Source organism: Salinibius halmophilus, from assembly GCF_003577475.1.
Classification (GTDB): Bacteria; Pseudomonadota; Gammaproteobacteria; order Pseudomonadales; family Natronospirillaceae; genus Salinibius; species Salinibius halmophilus.
Window position 1 is genome coordinate 49,770 of record NZ_QPEP01000007.1, and the last position, 17,947, is coordinate 67,716.

The window sequence follows — 17,947 nt, forward strand, 5'->3', positions numbered from 1 at the left end:
GAATTTGCAATGGGTTTTACACAAGGTCTTTCAGGCGTTAAAGCCGCCAACACAGATTTAAACGTTACCGGTAATAATATCGCTAACGCTAGTACCGTTGGCTTTAAATCAAGTCGCGTGGAGTTCGGCGATGCCTACACTAATAGCATTTTGGCCATGGGTAAGGACCCAATTGGCGCTGGTGTAAGAGTGGAGTCGGTCACGCAAAAATTTAATCAAGGCAACATTTCTTCCACAGATAGCTCGCTCGACATGGCCATTGACGGGCAAGGCTTTTTTATTCTTAACAATAATGGCACGCAAACCTATACCCGAGCTGGTCAGTTCGGTGTTGATAAAGACGGCTTTATTGTTTCTAACCTGGGTGGGCGTTTACAGGGTTATCCAGCAGTGGAAGGTGGTAACGTTGGTGGCATTCTATCTGATCTTCAGCTCGAAACCGGTACTCAGCCACCAAGGTCTACCCACTTAATTGAAGCAGCCTTAAACGTGCCTGCGGCGTCTAAAGTGTTGGAGGAAATTGGTTCGGTTACCAGTACCAATGGTTTAGCAATTGGCGTCGCCCAAGTCGGACAGTTGGTAGGCACTCGCTCGTCATTACAGGCATTTAATCCACCTGTTACCGCCGGCACGCCAGCACAGTTTAACGGCAACCCAATTGCTGATGACGTGGTTTGGCGCTCCGACGCAATGACTTTCCCAGCAACGCTAGCGCAATTTGATGTGACGCTTGGTGGTGCTGCGCCGGTTACGGTAACGCCACTAGTACCGGGTGCGGTTGATTCTGTCTTTGAGGCCGTTTCAGCAATCAATGCTGGCATTGCAGCGATTCCCTCGTTAAATGGGCAAATCGTTGCAGAGCAAGACCCAACAGACCCAAATCGTATTAGATTCTCGTCGCCAAGTGGTCGCCCATTTGATATGACAGGGCCACTAGATAACGCGCTGCCAACACCTACTGGTGTTGCGTCTGTCGCTGGCAGTGGTGTGGTTACCTTCCCATTTTCTGATACCGGCGGCATCGAAATTACCTTATCTGGCCCTGCAATCACGGGCACGATTAATGAGGTGATTACGCCGTTTGCCAACTCTGCGTCTAATTCAGTGACCGACATGGTCAACGCGCTGAATATTGCTATTCGCTCCAATGAAAATCTCAATGGCAAAATGCGTGCAGAGCTGGACCCAAGTGATCCATCGCAGATTCGCATTCAAACAACTGGGCTATATGCTTCAGATGGCACGAATTTAACCATTGAGGACGATGGGACTGGTGGTAATGCCTTTGCAGCACTCGCTTTAAATGGTACCACGCCGGATGTCACCCCAGCAGTTGGTTTAAGTTTGTTCCAAAACGGCGGTATTGATTTACTCAGCGTAGAAGGGACGCCTGTATCGGTGCAGGGTAACCTGCCAACAACACTCGAATTTAATGCGTTTGTACCTGGTTCAGCGAGCGTACTAACGGGTAACTCCATTGTTGGTTTTCCACTAGCATCCGCAGCGGCAGGCAATACTGCGGTATTTAACGTATCAGCCGCGGCGGGGACAGGAACGGTCACGTTGAATGTGCCAGCAATAGCGAACGGTGATGCGGCGGATGGTTGGGCGAACTACAATGATTTTCGCTTGGATATGAACAATGCATTGAATGCCGCATTTGGCGGGGCTGGCGCACCACAGCTACCAACCACGCTCTCGGGTGGACGCTTACAGTTGGTAGATGTGTATAACGGTACTAATTCCATCAGTGTCACCGACAACCTGAGCGCTTCTGATGCTGATGACAATGGCTTTACCATGGCGGCACTTGGTTTAACAAGTGCCGCTGGTGGTGCCGTTGTACCGGGAGAGCCTGATTTAGAAGCGAACAACCAGTTTATTATTGAAAAAACTGGCATTCCTAACGGTCAAGAAGTGTTGACCATCCCAACAGGCACCTATGCAACGCCTGCTGAGTTGGTTGCTGAGATCAACATCCAAATTCAGTCGAGCCCGGCCTTACGTGACCAAGTATTCGCCGAAGCAGTGAATGGACGCATTGTGTTTAACACCACACAACTTGGCAGTGAAAATGGTAACGGCTTGGATGTTCGAGGCATCGCTGGCAGCGATGCGGGGTTAGAAGCAATTGGGCATGCTAGTCAAACTAGACCTCAGGTTATAGACCCTTATGACCGCCGCCATAGTTTCCGAGTGAACCTGAGTGTGCCCTTGCCAGACCCAGAGCAACGATCAGGTTCAGTTGAAGTGTCGTTGAATGAAGACATTAAAACGATTGAGCAACTAGCGGCAGCCATTAACCGAGAGCTAGCCTCCGCACCTGCGGATGAGTATATCGGTGTCGAAGCGCAAGTAACACTAGATGAGTTTGGCAATAAACTCTTAGAGTTCGTCGCTACCGAAGCAGGCGAGGCTGCTGTGGTAAGCGTTACTAATATCACCGCCGAGGGCGAGGATATCAGTGTCGAAGAAGTTTTTGCCATGTTGCAAGTTGATCCAACAACCGACACCAATCTAACGCTTGGACAGCCAGGGATTGATAATGGCTACCCAACGCAAACGATGACACTTACTAATCCAGACGGCGAGGAGAGCACTGTCACCACTCCAGAGGGGGCAACAGCTGCTGAAATTTCTGCCTTGCTTTCAGATTTAGAAGGGGTGCAAGCGAGTGCCACTACAACAGCCAAAATTTTGGCGCAGGATTTCACCCATTCTGGCGACATGACTATTTACATAAATGGTCAACCACTCGAAAGCCGCAACCTTGCTGACTTAGCGAATGAAATTAATGGCTATCAGCAAACGTCATTGAACGGCACAACCGCCAGCATAGATCCTGAAACAGGTGACTTACTGCTCACTAACGCATTAGGTGTGGACCTAACATTTGAAATTGAATCTGATTCGGAAACCGATTCAATTATCGTACAAGGTGAAGCAGATACTGCACCAGTTGTTTTAGGCGGCGTGTTGTCGGATGCTGATGCTGCACGCGTTGGTGGCGCGGTTGAAATCATTCTGAATAAAGGCTATACGCTTGATGAGCCAAACCCTAGGGTAGCAGGCTTGTTTAATGGGTTATCGCCAGCTGATTTTGATGAATATGTATTAAATGAGTTCGACCCAAACAACCCAGATACATACAACGAAACGGCTTCAATGACGATTTACGACTCTTTGGGTAATCCCCATAGAGCACAGTTTTACTATGTTAAGGATGCCAATGATCCTGCGCGCCCATTCGATCTAAACTCGTGGACCGTTTATGTGACGATTGACGGCGAGAACGTCGGGGATCCAGATCCAACATTACCATTCCCTGAAAATACTCAGGCGACGATGGCCAGCTATAAAATGTACTTCAATGCCGACGGTACGCTCAATGAGGGGGCGACAGGCACATTTTTAATCTCTAACTGGGATCCAATCGACGAGGATGGTAATCCAAATGGCGCCTATACTTCAGTCAATGTGGCAGAAGGGGCGTCACAGCCAATTACTGAACCGAACTTAACATCTAACTTCGTCATCGATCCGGCCAGTACAACACAGTATGGTAGCCCTTTTGCCCGTAATATTTTACGCCAAGATGGTTACGCATCCGGTCGCTTAAAAGACATTGAAGTCGACAATGATGGCCAGGTGTTTGCCCGCTATACCAATGGCGAGGCGCAGCTCTTAGGTCAGGTTGCGTTGGCTTCGTTTGTCAACAACGAGGGCTTATCGCCAATTGGTGATACCCAATGGGTAGAAAGTTTTGAATCTGGTAACCCAACAATCGGTGAAGCCAATAGTGGAACCTTTGGCAATATTCGATCATCGTCATTAGAAGACTCAACGGTCGATTTGGCCGAGCAGCTTGTGCATCTAATTGTTGCTCAGCGTAACTATCAGGCGAGTGCCAAAACCATTGAAACCGCCAATGCAGTAACGCAAACCATCATCAACCTACGTTAATCTTGCCTAAGGCTTGCCGCATTTAGCGGCAAGCCTTTTCCCTTCTAATCTATACCACGCGTAAATTTGGCACCCTAGGGTCAAAAAAATGTTGGCATGAAAACTGTATAACTAACGCTAGAAGTTATGCGAGGAGTCCATTATGGATCGTGCCATTTACATCGCCATGACCGGCGCTAAACACAATATGCTGTCGCAAACGGCGCACTCTAACAATCTTGCCAATGCCAACACAACAGGCTTCAAGGCCGATTGGGAGCAGGCGCGCTCGATGCCTGTATTTGGTGAGTTCTATCCTTCGCGTGCTTATGCTCAAAGTGAGCGGCCGGCGACCGACTTTAATGATGGGGCGCTCGATGCAACTGGCAACCCTCTTGATGTCGCCATTGCTGGTGATGGCTTTTTCGCCGTGCAATCTGATGATGGTAACGAAGCCTACAGTCGCCGCGGGGACTTATTCGTAGACCAGCTAGGGCAAGTGTTTAATGGCGATAACAAACCAGTATTAGATGCCGGTGGTGCCCAGCTCGTTTTGCCACCGTATCAGTCGATTCATATTGCCAATGACGGCACTATTTCTATTCGTCCACCCGGTGCAGGACCAAATGAGCTGCAACAAGTTGGTCAGTTAAAACTCGTTAACCCTGACTACCGCACGATGAGTAAAACCACTGAGGGTCTATTTAGGCCAACACAAGACTTAGCGGGCAACCAGCCACTTGAGGCTGATCCGATTGTTGAGGTTCGCTCCGGTTTTGTTGAGCAGTCTAATGTGTCGGCGGTAACTGAGCTGATCGATATTCTGGCGCTTAACCGCCAGTACGAGATGCAAATTAAAATGATGAAGGCTGCCGACACCATGTCGCAGCAATCTGCGCAAATTCTGCGAATCAACTAATACATTTGAGGTGAATTGACATGCACAAGGCACTTTGGGTTTCTAAAACAGGTTTGCAGGCGCAAGATATTAGTTTGTCGACAATTTCAAACAACCTAGCCAACGTTCAAACCACGGGGTTCAAAAAAGAGCGCGCGGTATTTCAAGACTTGTTATACCAAATTCAGCGCCAACCGGGCGCGCAAAGCTCGCAGAACAGTCAGCTACCGTCGGGTTTGCAACTCGGTACGGGTGTGCGCACCGTGGGGACGCAGAAGCAGTTTACTCAGGGTGACTTAGATATTACCGACCAGCCACTGGATATGGCCATCAATGGCCGCGGTTTCTTTCAGATACAAATGCCAGATGGCACCATCTCATATACTCGCGATGGTACTTTTCACTTAAATGCCAACGGTGAAATCGTTAATGCCAACGGCTTTTTATTAGAGCCTGGCATAGAAGTTCCCGACCAAGCAAAACAGGTTACCGTGTCTGAAGATGGTGTTGTGCAAGCCTTCATCACAGGTGACCCCAACCCAATTGAGCTTGGCAATATTGATATTGTTGATTTCGTCAACCCAGCTGGCTTAGAGGCTATTGGTCACAACCTATTTGTTGAAACACCGTCTAGCGGCGCACCTCAAGCAGGGGTGCCAGCAGTGGATGGCTTTGGCGCAATTGTGCAAGGGGCGTTGGAGAAGTCGAATGTGGCAATTGTAGAAGAGATGGTCGACATGATCGCCACTCAACGCGCCTATGAGATGAACTCCAAAGTTGTCTCAACGGCCGACTCGATGCTCGGCTTTATTACTCAAACGCTTTAAGGAGGCTTTATGCGCTGGTTACCTTTATTGGCGGCAAGTTGTCTGGTGGGCTGCGCAGCAAGCCCTATTCAGCCACGCTACGTTGAGAATGAGCCCGATTATGCGCCAGTTGTACAACAAGCCTTGCAGCCGCCACCGCAAGCAAACGGCGCGATTTGGCAAGACTCGGCAACGGTTGGGCTATTTGCAGATGCTACGGCCAGACGCCCTGGTGACATCATCACGGTGTTACTGCAAGAGAACACCCGTGGCAGTAAATCAGCCAGTGCTGCGTCGAGTAAATCCTCCGAGGTGGGTATTACCAATCCAAATATATTTGGTTCACCAGTCAACATTCTAGGCAACGACCTGTCTGCTACCGTCAATGGTGAGCGCAGTTTTAATGGCTCTGGCAGTGCCGATCAATCGAACTCATTGACCGGCTCTATTTCTGTCACCATAGCCGAGGTGTATGCCAATGGTGTGCTGGCGGTGCGGGGTGAAAAGTGGATTACTCTTAATGATGGTTCAGAGCTCGTTAGGGTAAGCGGCTTGGTGCGTCCAGATGATATAGATGCCAATAATCAAGTGAGTTCGCAAAAACTGGCGGATGCGCGCATTACTTATTCTGGTACTGGCTCATTAGCCAATGCCAGTCAACAAGGTTGGCTAATGAGTTTTTTTAACTCTAGCTATTGGCCGTTTTAGGAGGCGCTATGAAGCCGTTAATTTCTATCATATTGATTATCTTGGCCAGTAGTGCTTTTTCTGCCCGCATAAAAGACATCGCTAGCGTGTCCGGTGTGCGCAGTAATCAGCTCATTGGTTATGGTCTGGTCGTCGGCTTAGACGGCACGGGTGACTCAGCGAGCTTTACTGACCAAACCTTTAAAAACATGATCAACCAGTTTGGTATTGAAATTCCGGATGGCGCCAACAACCGTCTACGTAATGTGGCGGCAGTGGCATTAAGCGCAGAGTTGCCGGCATTTGCTCGCCCAGGGCAGACGATTGATGTGACAGCGTCAAGTTTAGGTAATGCCGATAGTTTACGTGGCGGCACACTATTGATGACACCGCTAAAAGGGGCAGACGGTCGTACTTATGCCATTGCTCAAGGTAACGTGGTAGTCGGGGGCATTAGTGTGCAAGGGCAAGATGGTGATGAAACAGTCGTCAATGTGCCATCCGTTGGGCGTGTGCCAAATGGGGCGACGGTTGAGCGTTCGGTGCCGTCAGGGTTTAGCCAAGGTGATCACCTAGAGTTTCAACTACGCAATCCAGACTTCACCACAGCCAGACGTATGGCGGAAAAAATCAACAGTTTTTTGGGGCCAAACACTGCCAAAGCGCTTGATGCTGGCGCTGTGCGCGTGGTTGCACCGCGCGAGCCAGATCAGCGTGTAAGTTTTTTATCAATTTTAGAAAACTTAGAAGTTGAGCCAGCTCAGCAAGCGGCGAAGGTTATTTTCAACAGCCGCACCGGCACGGTTGTCGTTGGCCAGAATGTGACATTGCGCCCCGTCGCCGTGTCGCATGGCAACTTAACGGTAACCATAGACAATACCCTGAATGTGGAGCAACCAGGCGCGCTAGCCGACGGTGAAACCGTCGTGGTGCCAGACACCGAAATTGATATCGATGAAGAGAACAATAAGATGTTTTTGCTTGGCCCTACAGTGACCTTGAGCGACCTCGTGGAGGCTGTTAATCGAATTGGTGCTTCACCAACTGATATTATGTCTATCTTACAATCGTTAAAACAAGCTGGCGCCTTAGACGCAGATTTGATGGTGATCTAAAAAAGTAGGCTTTTGCAGAATGAGTACGGGCAGCGCATGGCTGCCCGTTCTATTTTTACGATGGTATGTAAAAAGTTGTTTAGTGAGGCCTAAATTGGTTTACCGCCTCGTCGTAGTGATATCCCAATGCGTCTAGGCGTCGGGTAATATCTGCTTCGCTCACATCCATCTGAACCGCCAACTCATGCAAATCTTTGCAGGCGATGCGTAGTTGTTCGTTTACTACGCTCAGCGCCATTTCCGGCGGTAGCTGGGTGAGAGTTCTTCCATCCATTCAAGCGCTCCTCTGTAACCCATTCAAGATAAGTATGGACCAAAAACAGCGCTTGCAAGCAATTTTAGAATTCAATTCCTTTTTGCGCTCGCACACCAGACGCAAAGGCGTGCTTATCGTTTTTCACAATGCTGTGGGTGTCGGCAACATCTATCAGTTCAGGCACAGGGTTGCGACCCGTTATGATCACACTTTTCATCGGTGAACGATTGGCAATGGCAGCCAAAATAGGTTCAGGTGATAAATAATCGTAGCTGTACATGTAAGTTAACTCATCTAACACAACAAGACGATACTGTTCATCATTGATCATTTCGATCGCTCGCGCTTGCGCTGCTTCTGCCATTTTTATGTCGAGCTCACGATCTTGGGTATCCCAGGTAAAGCCAGCGCCCATGGACTCAAAATCACAGCCGTCAATTTTTTGGAACATGGCCTGCTCACCGGTTTTCCATTTACCCTTGGTAAATTGCACAATGCCAACCTTGTGATCGTGACCCAGCATACGCAAGGCTGTACCAAAGGCAGATGAACTTTTCCCTTTGCCATCGCCCGACAACAAAATAACAATGCCACGCTTTTCAGTCGCTGCTTTGACCTTGGCCTTTTGCTCTGCTTGCAGGGCTTGCATTTTTTCTTTATGTGCTTGCTGATCCATCTCATTCTGCCGCGTTGTCTATTTAAGTGGGTTTTTAACTGATAAGGCAGACCATTGCAACGAGTGGTAAACTAGGCAAAAAATTAGCATGATTAAAAATGAAAAAGCATCCTGATGCACCACTGCCGTTTAAAGACGGTATCGCGCCAAGTTATGTCAATATTCCCTATGGTCCATGGCCGAACATTTTGCGGTTCCTCGTGGAAAAGTTTCCTCGCATGGACCCAGAGGTCATCCGTCACCGAATAGAAATTGGTGATCTGGTATATCAAGACGGTAGCCGTGTGTGCTGTGACGACAAAGTCGTTGCGGATAGTCGAATTTGGTACTACCGCGAGGTGCCGAATGAGCCAGAAGTGCCGTTTAAAGAACAAGTCTTGTTTGAAGATGAACGCATTATTATTGTCGACAAACCCCATATGCTGTCGAGTATTCCGGCGGGTCGGTTTTTAAAGCAGTCGCTATTGAGCCGCCTGCGCGCAACATTCGATAATCAACTGATTGCCCCAGCCCATAGACTAGACCGTGAAACGGCAGGCGTTATGCTGTTTACCAAAGACCCAGCTTACCGTGGTGCCTATCAAATGATGTTTCAGGCACGCAAGGTAGAAAAAAGCTACCTAGCAGTTGCGGCCAATAACGATGCCTTGCAGTACCCCTATGTACACAAAAGCTGCATGGTGAAAGGCGATAAGTTTTTTACCATGCACGAAGTGGACGGGCCTGCCAACAGCGAAACGCAAGTCATGAAACTTAAAACTCAGGGGGAATTAGCGCTCTACCGGCTAAATCCGCATACCGGCAAGCAGCATCAGCTGCGCGTTCATATGGCGAGCCTAGGGATGCCGATTTTGAATGACCCTTGGTATCCGGTCGTCAAACCAGAGCGGGCGCATGACGACTTTTCTAATCCACTACAGTTGTTGGCGCAAACACTGAGTTTTGTCGACCCAGTTGATGGCCAAACGCGCTATTTTGCTAGCCAGCAGCAGCTAACCATTACGGAATAACCGGCAAGCGGCAAGCAATTGCCGCAAATCGGCACAGCCCTTGCAAAGACCAGATGTAACAGACTAAAAGTCAAAATTACGTCGAGGTTTTAGCAACTGATGGTCAACTATTCGTTATTGCAACAGGTGCATCGGCACGGCAAGGTGGCACCACCGCCCCTTACCCAGTTTGATTTAGCAACGGTCATTGATGCCTTGCCAGTCGCCGTGCTGCTCATTGGCAATAATGGTTTGATTTCCCATGCTAATCCCGCCGCTGACAATTTACTCGCTCACGATGCTCTGCCTTCGCTTGCAGGCAGTGCCTGGCGAAACGTTGTGCAAAGCTGTTTTCGCCCGTCAGCAGCTGATGAGCATGAGCTGACCTTGCATAATGGCCGAATTGTTTCACTGTCGACCAGCGCCATGCCCAATAAGGGCCAAATCATTGTATTGAATGACCAAACTGAAACTCGCCAGTTGCAGCAACGCATGGCACATCAGCAACGGCTAACGTCGATGGGGCAGATGGTTGCGTCGCTCGCACACCAGATTCGCACACCGTTGAGCACGGCAACACTTTATTGCAGCAACCTGCTAGAAAAAGACCTAAACCGTGACAAGCAAGTTAAGTTTCTGAGCAAAATACGCGATCGGCTGCAGTTTTTGGAGCGCCACATTCGCGACATGCTGGTGTTCGCACGCGGCGAAATTCCGCTAGAAGACAATTGTTTGATCAGTGAATTGCTTGTGGATGTCAGTGAGTTAGCCAAAGAAAAGGGCATAGAAGTGGTGGTCTCTTGCCATGGTGATGGCTTACTGCGCTGCAACAAAGATGTCTTGTTAGGTGGTTTATTAAACCTAGTCAGTAATGCTAGTGAGGCAGGCGCGTCAGAAATTCGAGTCACCGCCAATATTGCCGAGCATGCCAACATTGCCGTGATCGATAATGGCAAAGGTATGTCGAGTGAACTAGTGGCCCGCCTAGATCAAGCGTTTGTTACGACCAAATCGACAGGAACCGGTCTTGGTATAGCTGTTGTTCGAGCCATTGCCAAAGCGCATCTAGGCCAGTTCTTTATTGAATCTATTGAATCGCAAGGCAGCACAATGACGCTGCAGTTGCCTGTCCGTAATCAGGAGTGCTTATGAACCCGAAAATTCTGCTAGTGGAAGATGATACCGATCTGCGTGAAGCACTAATTGACACCCTAGAACTAAATGACTTCGACGCTATTGGGGTGTCAGATGGTATGGCAGCGATTGCTGCATTAAAAGAAGCGGCGGTGGATCTGGTTGTGTCAGACGTCAATATGCCGAATATGGATGGGCACCAACTATTAGCTTGGTTGCGGCTAAATAAACCAGAACTCCCTGTGGTGTTGATGACTGCCTACGGCAATGTGACGCAAGCGGTTGAGGCCATGCAAAATGGTGCTGCGGACTATTTGGCCAAACCTTTTGAAGCAAACAAGCTGCTGACTATTGTTCAGCGCTTTGCTGGTGGCAAGTTGACCAGTGACGCGCCTGTAGCGGCCAGCCCCGCTAGCCAAAAAGTATTAGAAATGGCGGCCAAAGTTGCACAAACAGATGTGACCCTGATGATCAATGGTGAGTCAGGAACGGGTAAAGAAGTATTAGCCCAATACGTGCACCAGCAAAGTAACCGTGCAAACGGGCCTTTTGTCGCCATTAACTGTGCTGCCATTCCAGAAAACATGTTGGAAGCAACACTATTTGGTCATGAAAAAGGGGCCTTCACCGGCGCAATCGCCAGTCAGCCGGGCAAGTTTGAGCTGGCAAATGGCGGCACACTTCTACTAGATGAAGTCACAGAAATGGATATTAACTTGCAGGCTAAGTTACTTAGGGTGTTGCAAGAACGCGAGGTAGAGCGGGTAGGTGGGCGCAAGCCCATCGCGCTGGATGTGCGTGTGATTGCCACCAGTAACCGCGACCTACTAGAAGCTGTGCGCTCGGGTCAGTTCCGTGAAGACCTATACTACCGATTAAACGTTGTTGAGTTGTCTTGGCTGCCGTTGCGAGAGCGACCAGAAGATATCTTGCCGTTGGCCGACAGGCTATTACAAAAACATGCCAGCAAGCTTGGCAAGCCAGCCGTGAAGCTAACAGAGTCTGCGAGAGTAGCGCTGCAACAGTATCAATGGCCAGGCAATATTCGTGAGATGGATAATATTATTCAGCGGGCCCTCATTTTCCAACAGGGTCAAACCATTGAAGCACACGACTTGCACCTACCAAATGCCAAGCCTGTAGCGATCGTCGAGTCAGATACGGTGACAGAAGACGAAGGGCCAGAGCTGTCAAATGGTGTCAAACGTCATGAATTTGACCTAATTGTGAATGCGATTCGACAATGTCGGGGCAAAAAGAAAGACGCGGCAGATATGTTAGGCATTAGCCCTCGCACCCTTAGATATAAATTGGCGAAATTGCGCGAAATGGGCTTAGACGTGGATGCCACGGTAGCGGCGTAAATCTTGACTACTACTAAGCGAGCGGCACCTATGTGCCGCTTTTTTTTGCCGCTTTGGCAAGGCGGCAAATATTGGCCTGTCGATTGCATATAACAAGAAAATGACGCCATTTCTGGAAGAATGTCGTCAAGGTTTCGACGTTGGAGGGTAGGTTAAGATGATTGATACACGTGGTGACATCAATAGCGTCCTTAGCCAAATGCGCGCGATGCGCAGTCAAATGCAGCAAGCGCAGCAACAAGTGGATGGCACACAGCAACAGGCGCAGCTAAAGCCTGAGGCCATTCGCCCTGATTCGATTGCTGATCCAACACGGGTGGAGTCATCCGATGCGCCAAGTTTTGGTGAAATGTTTAAATCGGCCATTGATACCGTCAATGATGTGTCCAAACATGCAAGTGACTTACGCACACGCTATGAGCTCGGCGATGAGTCTGTTGATTTACCGGAAGTAATGATTGCGGCGCAAAAGTCATCGGTGTCATTTCAAGCCATGGTAGAGGTACGCAATAAAATGGTAGAAGCGTACAAAACCATTCAGAACATGCCGGTTTAAGGGGTAGTTAATCATGGAAAATATGCCCGCTACAACAAACCCAAACCAGCCGCCTGCCGTTGCAGGAGAGGCGCCGGCCGCCACACCGCCGCCGCCGCCAGAGGCGCCAAAGCGTCGCTTACCACCATTTTTACAAGGCCTCGTGCAATTAAGCATGCTGCGCCAAATTGGCTTGTTCGTCGCGCTCGCCGCTGCCATTGCGCTAGGTATCGGCATGGTGATTTGGACGCAAGAAACGCCATATAAGCCTTTATTAAATGGCGCCTCGTCATTTGAAACCCGAGACGTTATTGAGGTATTACAAGGGCAAAATATTGATTTTAATATTGATCCAGTCAGTGGCACGCTGCTTGTTGCTGAAGCCGATTTACACAAAGCACGCTTGGCGGTGGCATCGGCTGGGCTGCAAACCGATCAAGCCATGGGCTATGAGCTACTCGACGAGCAACCTGCTTTGGGCACCAGTCAGTTTATGGAAAACGCTCGCTATCGCCGCTCAGTTGAGGGTGAGCTCGCGCGCACAATCGCCAGTATTCAGCAGGTTCGCGCCGCCAGAGTGCACTTGGCAATTCCCGAACGTTCGGTGTTTGTGCGTGACCAGCGCCATGCGTCGGCATCGGTCTTTGTTGACCTAATAGCCGGACAGGCATTATCGATTGAGCAGGTGAAAGCCATCACCAATATGGTTGCCAACTCGGTGCCAGATATGGCGGCGGAGTCGGTTTCGGTCGTTGATCAAAAAGGCCGGCTGCTATCGGACTATGAATCTCGTGATGCCGAAGAGCAAACCGACCGCCAGTTGGAATATCAGAATAAAGTAGAGGAACTATTACGTCAGCGCATTACCAATATTCTTGGGCCGGTGATTGGCGAGTCGTTCCAAGCCCAGGTCAACGCCAAGATTGACTTTACTCAACGTGAACAGGCCGAAGAGCTATTTAACCCAGACTTAATTGCCTTGCGCAGTGAACAAACCATTTCGGAAGAGCGCGTTGGTGATCCTGAGGGCGGCGTGCCGGGAGCGCTAACCAATGAACCGCCTGGTCAGGCGCAAGCGCCCGAAGTGGCTGGTGAAGGTGGCGCTGGTGCTGGCGTGCCAAGTACCCGTCGCGATGAGGCAACGCGTAACTTTGAAGTAGATAGAACGCTAAGTTTTACTAACTTTGCCCAAGGCCGAATTGATCGCCTAACGGTTGCCGTGGTGGTGGATGACTTAAAAGTAGCAGACCCAGAAACCGGCGAAATGGTAAACGAGCCTTGGCCCGAAGAAGAGCTTGCTGCATTAAGAGCATTGGTGCGTGACGCGGTGGGCTTTGATGCAGCGCGAGGCGATAGTATCGAAGTCGTCAATGCAACGTTCCGAGCCGACCCAGTAACATTCGAAGAAGTGCCATTTTATACCCAGCCGTGGTTCTGGGAGATTATGCGCCAAATTCTTATTGGTTTGTTCCTACTCATCTTGGTGTTTGGCGTATTGCGCCCAGTCTACAAACGCCTGACTGATGCCGGTAAAGAGGACGAAGAAGAAAAAATTGACGCTGTGGCAGAACTTGATTTCGACGAAGAATCTCTCGGAGACGACAAGGTTACGCTATCTTTAGGGGAGGAGTATTTACTTCCTGGGCCGTCTGAAGGCTTTGAGCGCCAGCTTGATGCACTGCGTGGCCTCATTGCAGAAGACCCAGGCCGAGTGTCACTTGTGTTAAAAACTTGGATTATGAGCGATGACTAATCAAACCAACAATCCGTTGATGGAAAAAGCCAAAGCGCTCGACGGTGTATCCAAACTGGAGCGAGCTGCCATTTTGCTTATGTCGCTTGGCGAGGCAGACGCAGCGGAAGTGCTGAAGCAGATGGGCCCCAAAGAAGTACAACGCGTTGGTACGGCGATGAGTCAGTTAAGCGAAGTGACTCAGGACCAAGTGGAAGGTGTGGTGGCCGTTTTTCTAGACGAACTCGGCGGTCGAACGTCTATGGGCGTGGGGGCGGATCAGTATATTCGCAACATGCTAACCAAGGCACTGGGTTCCGATAAAGCTTCAGGTCTCATTGATCGAATTCTTTTGGGTGGCAATACCACGGGCTTAGATACGCTGAAATGGATGGAGCCGAGAGCAGTCGCCGATATTATTCGCCATGAGCACCCTCAGATTCAGGCCATTGTGATTGCCTATTTAGATGCTGATCAAAGTGCTGAGATTTTGGCCAACTTCCCGGATAAAGTCAGGCTCGACATTATCATGCGCGTGTCGGCACTTGAAACCATTCAGCCAGCGGCCTTGTCAGAGCTGAACTCAATCCTCGAGAAGCAGTTTGCTTCCTCTGCAGGCACTCAGCAGCAGTCTTTGGGCGGTGTGAAGTGTGCAGCCGATATTATGAACCTGCTTGAGTCGTCCATTGAAGCGGAGCTCATGGATAACATTCGTGATGTTGATGAAGACCTTGCAGATGAAATTTCTGACTTGATGTTCGTCTTTGAAAACTTGGCTGACCTAGATGATCGCGCCGTACAAACCTTGTTGCGTGAAGTACCACAAGATCAGCTCAAAATCGCGCTGCGTGGTGCCGATCAAACGCTTAGTGAAAAAATGCTGGGCAATATGTCTAAACGCGCTGCTGAATTGCTTCGTGATGATATGGAAGCAATGGGCCCTGTGAAACTGGCCGAAGTGGAACTGGCACAGAAAGAAATTTTGGCCATTGCACGTCGCCTGTCGGATGAAGGGCAAATCGCTTTGGGTGGCTCTGGTGAGGCGATGGTTTAATGAGCGACGTGAAGTCTTGGCCACTGCCACCATTTAAAGACGACGACTCACAAGGGCGAAAGTCGGCCGCTGGTTTTAGTGCGCCTGAGAGGGCAGAGCCTAAACCAGAACAAGCTGTAGCGCCTGTTGATGAGGTGGAAGAGGAAACCTATCGAGCGCCAACGGCCGAAGAGCTTACGGCACTATTTGAAGAAACCAAAGCTGAAGCCTATCAAGAGGGGTTGGCACAGGGGCGCAAAGAAGGGTTCGACGCGGGTTTTTCTGAAGGCAAGGCGGAAGGCCTTGAAAAAGGCACAGAAGAAGGTCTGCAAGCAGGCGAAAAGCAAGGTTACGATGAAAGCCTAAAGCGAGGACAGGCTGAAATTAAGCAGCAAGTGCAAAAGTTGCAGGGCATTATGCGCCAACTCAATCAGCCAATGGTTGAACAAGAAGCCGACGTTGAGCGAGCCGTTGTGTCGCTAGCTCTGCAAGTTGCTGCGGCGGTCATTGGTCATGAGGTGCGCACGGCAACAGACAGAATTGAAACCCTGGTGCGAACTGCGATTCATGCATTGCCGCATGGTGCTGACTATATCCAAGTGATGCTGCACCCAGATGACACCACGTTAATCAGCCAGTATGCCCCAGACCTAGTCAAAGAAACATCGGTCAAAGCAGACCCGACGATTAGCCGTGGAGGCGTGATGGTGAAAACCAATCAGTCGTTGATTGATTTAACGCTTGAGCGTAGCTGGCAGCAGCAGGTTGCCAGTATTATTGAGCAGGCCGAGTTATCGGTCTCCCAGCAAAGTTTGTTTGACCAAGGCCAACACTTCACAAGTGTGCTGCAAGAGGATGAAAATGAGTCGTTTGAGCCAGAAGTTGAATCGGTATCAAGCATTGATTCCGGGGCCACAGGAGATACAAGTAGCAGGCCGCTTGACGAGGATGGTGGGGCTAACTCTGGAAGCAGTGGGTCTGAACGTGATGGTGGGGGATCGCTGCCAGATTGAAGACGGCCGCAGCCGCTTAGAAGCCGAAGTAGTTGGCTTTGATGATGATAAAGTTTACCTCATGCCAGTGCAGCCAATGCGGGGGTTGCGGGCTGGGGCGACGGTGACACCACTTGGTAGTGCTAGCCACCTAGTGATGGGTGATGAGCTATTGGGGCGAGTGGTAAACGCCTTCGGCGAGCCATTAGATAACCGAGGCCCTATCCATCAACGCGTCTTGGCGTCGCTAAACGGCGAATACATCAACCCGCTGCATCGAAAACCAATTAGCGAAACAGTAGATGTTGGCATTAAAGCCATTAATGGCATGTTGACGGTTGGGCGTGGCCAGCGTTTGGGTTTGTTTGCTGGTAGTGGCGTGGGTAAGTCGATGCTGCTGGGTATGATGACCAAATACACCGATGTTGATATCTGCGTGGTAGGGCTAATCGGAGAGCGTGGTCGAGAGGTAAAAGAATTTATAGACGAAATTCTTGGTCAAGAAGGTATGGCACGCTCTGTTGTGGTTGCTAGTCCTGCCGATGATGCGCCGCTGATGCGCTTGCGCGCAGCCCAGTATTGCACCGCCATTGCTGAATATTTTCGCAGCCAAGGGCGCAATGTGTTGTTGCTAATGGATTCGCTGACTCGTTATGCGCAAGCACAACGTGAGATTGCGCTAGCTGTTGGTGAGCCACCTGCTACAAAAGGTTATCCACCAAGTGTATTTGCTAAGTTACCGCAGTTGGTAGAACGTGCCGGCAATGGGGCCGATGGTTCAGGGTCCATTACCGCATTTTACACCGTGTTAACCGAAGGTGATGATCAGCAAGACCCGGTTGCTGACAGTGCTCGCGCAATTCTTGATGGGCACGTAGTGCTTGCTCGGCGTCTCGCGGAGCAGGGGCACTATCCGGCCATCGACATTGAAGCGTCTATTTCTCGAGCCATGCCGCAGCTGGTGCCAGAAGCACACCTGAAAGCGGCGCAACGGTTAAAGCAGCTGTGGGCTAAGTATCGTAGTAGTGAAGACTTGGTCGCCATCGGTGCTTATCAAGCAGGTAGCGATGCCATGATCGATGAAGCCATCGCTAAGCTACCTGTCATTCAGAGCTACCTACAGCAGGGGCTGAAAGAAAAAGTGGACTTGCCAACATCAATTCAAAGCTTGCACGCAATCATAAATGAACCCTCACCTGCGGCGCAACAGGAAGCGCGCGCACCGCAGAATCCACAACGCCAACCACAAGCAGCACAGCCACGACCGCCTGGTCAAGCCAACTCACCGCTGGCGCAGAAGCAACCTAGATGAAACGTTCAGAACGATTAAGGCTGGTTGAGCGGGTAGCACAACAGCACGAGGATAAAGCCGCAAAAGCGCTGAAAATGGCCGAGCAAAAAATTAGCTTCGAGCAACAGCAGCTCGAGCAACTCGTTACTTATCAACAAACCTACCAAAACACCCAAAAACAGGCCGGTAGCCAAGGTATTGGCGTGCAGCAATATCTTGTTTATCAGCACTTTCTTGACCAAATTGAGGTCATGATCGCCAACCAACAACGAGTGGTGAATCAAGCACAGCAACAGTACCAACAATTAATGCGTCATTGGCAGCAACTCTATTTGCGCCGCAGGTCTATGGCGCAGTTGGCGGAGAAGGTTTCTCTGTCTGAGTTTATGGAGCAGCAGAAAGCTGAACAAAAAGCCATCGACGAAATCGTCAATCAAATGCAAGCCCGTCAGTAATCTTTCCTTTTAGTTAACAAACTTTGGTGTTTTTCCAAGCTG

Annotated in this window: 16 protein-coding genes; 14 read left to right on the forward strand and 2 right to left on the reverse strand. The window is 49.9% G+C overall.

Annotation, left to right across the window (positions count from 1 at the left end; genetic code table 11):
* The first annotated feature begins 9 nt into the window (after positions 1-9).
* From DUW71_RS09245 to DUW71_RS09265, 5 genes are all read left to right on the forward strand, one after another.
* The gene (locus tag DUW71_RS09245; RefSeq protein ID WP_119394970.1) at positions 10-3,963 is read left to right on the forward strand and encodes a flagellar hook-basal body complex protein; all 3,954 of its coding nucleotides are present in this window, start codon (positions 10-12) and stop codon (positions 3,961-3,963) included.
* Between the two features lie 142 nt (positions 3,964-4,105).
* Positions 4,106-4,861 carry a flagellar basal body rod protein FlgF gene (locus DUW71_RS09250; RefSeq protein ID WP_119394971.1) on the forward strand — a complete coding sequence of 252 codons (756 nt, stop codon included), beginning with the start codon at positions 4,106-4,108 and terminating at the stop codon, positions 4,859-4,861.
* A 20-nt stretch (positions 4,862-4,881) separates the two neighbouring features.
* A complete protein-coding gene (gene flgG, locus DUW71_RS09255; RefSeq protein ID WP_119394972.1) occupies positions 4,882-5,667 on the forward strand; it encodes a flagellar basal-body rod protein FlgG in 786 nt (261 codons plus the stop codon).
* A 9-nt stretch (positions 5,668-5,676) separates the two neighbouring features.
* Entirely contained in the window at positions 5,677-6,354 is a 678-nt protein-coding gene (gene flgH, locus DUW71_RS09260; RefSeq protein ID WP_119394973.1) for a flagellar basal body L-ring protein FlgH, read from the forward strand.
* Between the two features lie 8 nt (positions 6,355-6,362).
* Positions 6,363-7,448, forward strand: coding sequence for a flagellar basal body P-ring protein FlgI (locus DUW71_RS09265; protein ID WP_119394974.1), 1,086 nt, complete (start codon positions 6,363-6,365; stop codon positions 7,446-7,448).
* Positions 7,449-7,527: 79 nt separating this feature from the next.
* Here the strand turns inward: DUW71_RS09265 and DUW71_RS09270 are convergent, their stop codons facing one another.
* Together DUW71_RS09270 and cobO are read right to left on the reverse strand one after the other, a co-directional pair.
* On the reverse strand, positions 7,528-7,722 hold the full coding sequence (locus DUW71_RS09270) for a DUF4250 domain-containing protein (protein WP_119394975.1): 195 nt from the start codon (positions 7,720-7,722) through the stop codon (positions 7,528-7,530).
* 64 nt (positions 7,723-7,786) lie between these two features.
* Complete coding sequence (gene cobO / locus DUW71_RS09275) at positions 7,787-8,380, reverse strand: cob(I)yrinic acid a,c-diamide adenosyltransferase (protein WP_119394976.1); 594 nt, start codon at positions 8,378-8,380, stop codon at positions 7,787-7,789.
* A gap of 98 nt (positions 8,381-8,478) precedes the next feature.
* Between cobO and DUW71_RS09280 the strand changes: the two genes are divergently transcribed.
* The 9 genes from DUW71_RS09280 to fliJ all read left to right on the forward strand — a co-directional run bounded on the left by DUW71_RS09280 (position 8,479) and on the right by fliJ (position 17,905).
* Positions 8,479-9,390: a pseudouridine synthase gene (locus DUW71_RS09280; protein ID WP_119394977.1), complete on the forward strand. Its 912-nt coding sequence runs from the start codon at positions 8,479-8,481 to the stop codon at positions 9,388-9,390.
* A gap of 99 nt (positions 9,391-9,489) precedes the next feature.
* A complete protein-coding gene (locus DUW71_RS09285) occupies positions 9,490-10,521 on the forward strand; it encodes a sensor histidine kinase (RefSeq protein WP_119394978.1) in 1,032 nt (343 codons plus the stop codon).
* Positions 10,518-11,867: a sigma-54-dependent transcriptional regulator gene (locus tag DUW71_RS09290; RefSeq protein WP_119394979.1), complete on the forward strand. Its 1,350-nt coding sequence runs from the start codon at positions 10,518-10,520 to the stop codon at positions 11,865-11,867. Before DUW71_RS09285 ends, DUW71_RS09290 begins: the two co-directional genes overlap by 4 nt.
* A gap of 157 nt (positions 11,868-12,024) precedes the next feature.
* Positions 12,025-12,423 (forward strand): flagellar hook-basal body complex protein FliE, encoded by a 399-nt coding sequence (gene fliE / locus DUW71_RS09295; RefSeq protein ID WP_119394980.1) that lies wholly within the window; start codon positions 12,025-12,027, stop codon positions 12,421-12,423.
* A gap of 13 nt (positions 12,424-12,436) precedes the next feature.
* Positions 12,437-14,155, forward strand: a complete 1,719-nt coding sequence (gene fliF, locus DUW71_RS09300) for a flagellar basal-body MS-ring/collar protein FliF (protein WP_199671192.1) — start codon at positions 12,437-12,439, stop codon at positions 14,153-14,155.
* Positions 14,156-14,174: 19 nt separating this feature from the next.
* Positions 14,175-15,188 carry a flagellar motor switch protein FliG gene (fliG, locus tag DUW71_RS09305; protein WP_199671200.1) on the forward strand — a complete coding sequence of 338 codons (1,014 nt, stop codon included), beginning with the start codon at positions 14,175-14,177 and terminating at the stop codon, positions 15,186-15,188.
* Positions 15,188-16,180, forward strand: coding sequence for a flagellar assembly protein FliH (locus tag DUW71_RS17810; protein ID WP_119394982.1), 993 nt, complete (start codon positions 15,188-15,190; stop codon positions 16,178-16,180). Before fliG ends, DUW71_RS17810 begins: the two co-directional genes overlap by 1 nt.
* On the forward strand, positions 16,068-17,471 hold the full coding sequence (gene fliI / locus DUW71_RS09315) for a flagellar protein export ATPase FliI (RefSeq protein WP_233546091.1): 1,404 nt from the start codon (positions 16,068-16,070) through the stop codon (positions 17,469-17,471). The genes DUW71_RS17810 and fliI overlap by 113 nt, the downstream gene beginning before the upstream one ends.
* The gene (gene fliJ, locus DUW71_RS09320) at positions 17,468-17,905 is read left to right on the forward strand and encodes a flagellar export protein FliJ (protein WP_119394984.1); all 438 of its coding nucleotides are present in this window, start codon (positions 17,468-17,470) and stop codon (positions 17,903-17,905) included. Before fliI ends, fliJ begins: the two co-directional genes overlap by 4 nt.
* Positions 17,906-17,947 lie beyond the last annotated feature (42 nt).

Excerpts from the sequence above, each read along its gene's own strand:
- fliG (WP_199671200.1), top strand. The coding sequence starts at position 14,175 with ATGGAAAAAGCCAAAGCGCTCGACGGTGTATCCAAACTGGAGCGAGCT.
- flgG (WP_119394972.1), top strand. The coding sequence starts at position 4,882 with ATGCACAAGGCACTTTGGGTTTCTAAAACAGGTTTGCAGGCGCAAGAT.
- DUW71_RS09285 (WP_119394978.1), top strand. The coding sequence starts at position 9,490 with ATGGTCAACTATTCGTTATTGCAACAGGTGCATCGGCACGGCAAGGTG.
- fliJ (WP_119394984.1), top strand. The coding sequence starts at position 17,468 with ATGAAACGTTCAGAACGATTAAGGCTGGTTGAGCGGGTAGCACAACAG.
- DUW71_RS09280 (WP_119394977.1), top strand. The coding sequence starts at position 8,479 with ATGAAAAAGCATCCTGATGCACCACTGCCGTTTAAAGACGGTATCGCG.
- DUW71_RS09245 (WP_119394970.1), top strand. The coding sequence starts at position 10 with ATGGGTTTTACACAAGGTCTTTCAGGCGTTAAAGCCGCCAACACAGAT.
- DUW71_RS09250 (WP_119394971.1), top strand. The coding sequence starts at position 4,106 with ATGGATCGTGCCATTTACATCGCCATGACCGGCGCTAAACACAATATG.
- fliF (WP_199671192.1), top strand. The coding sequence starts at position 12,437 with ATGGAAAATATGCCCGCTACAACAAACCCAAACCAGCCGCCTGCCGTT.
- cobO (WP_119394976.1), bottom strand. The coding sequence starts at position 8,380 with ATGGATCAGCAAGCACATAAAGAAAAAATGCAAGCCCTGCAAGCAGAG.
- DUW71_RS09265 (WP_119394974.1), top strand. The coding sequence starts at position 6,363 with ATGAAGCCGTTAATTTCTATCATATTGATTATCTTGGCCAGTAGTGCT.
- DUW71_RS09290 (WP_119394979.1), top strand. The coding sequence starts at position 10,518 with ATGAACCCGAAAATTCTGCTAGTGGAAGATGATACCGATCTGCGTGAA.
- flgH (WP_119394973.1), top strand. The coding sequence starts at position 5,677 with ATGCGCTGGTTACCTTTATTGGCGGCAAGTTGTCTGGTGGGCTGCGCA.
- DUW71_RS17810 (WP_119394982.1), top strand. The coding sequence starts at position 15,188 with ATGAGCGACGTGAAGTCTTGGCCACTGCCACCATTTAAAGACGACGAC.
- fliE (WP_119394980.1), top strand. The coding sequence starts at position 12,025 with ATGATTGATACACGTGGTGACATCAATAGCGTCCTTAGCCAAATGCGC.
- DUW71_RS09270 (WP_119394975.1), bottom strand. The coding sequence starts at position 7,722 with ATGGATGGAAGAACTCTCACCCAGCTACCGCCGGAAATGGCGCTGAGC.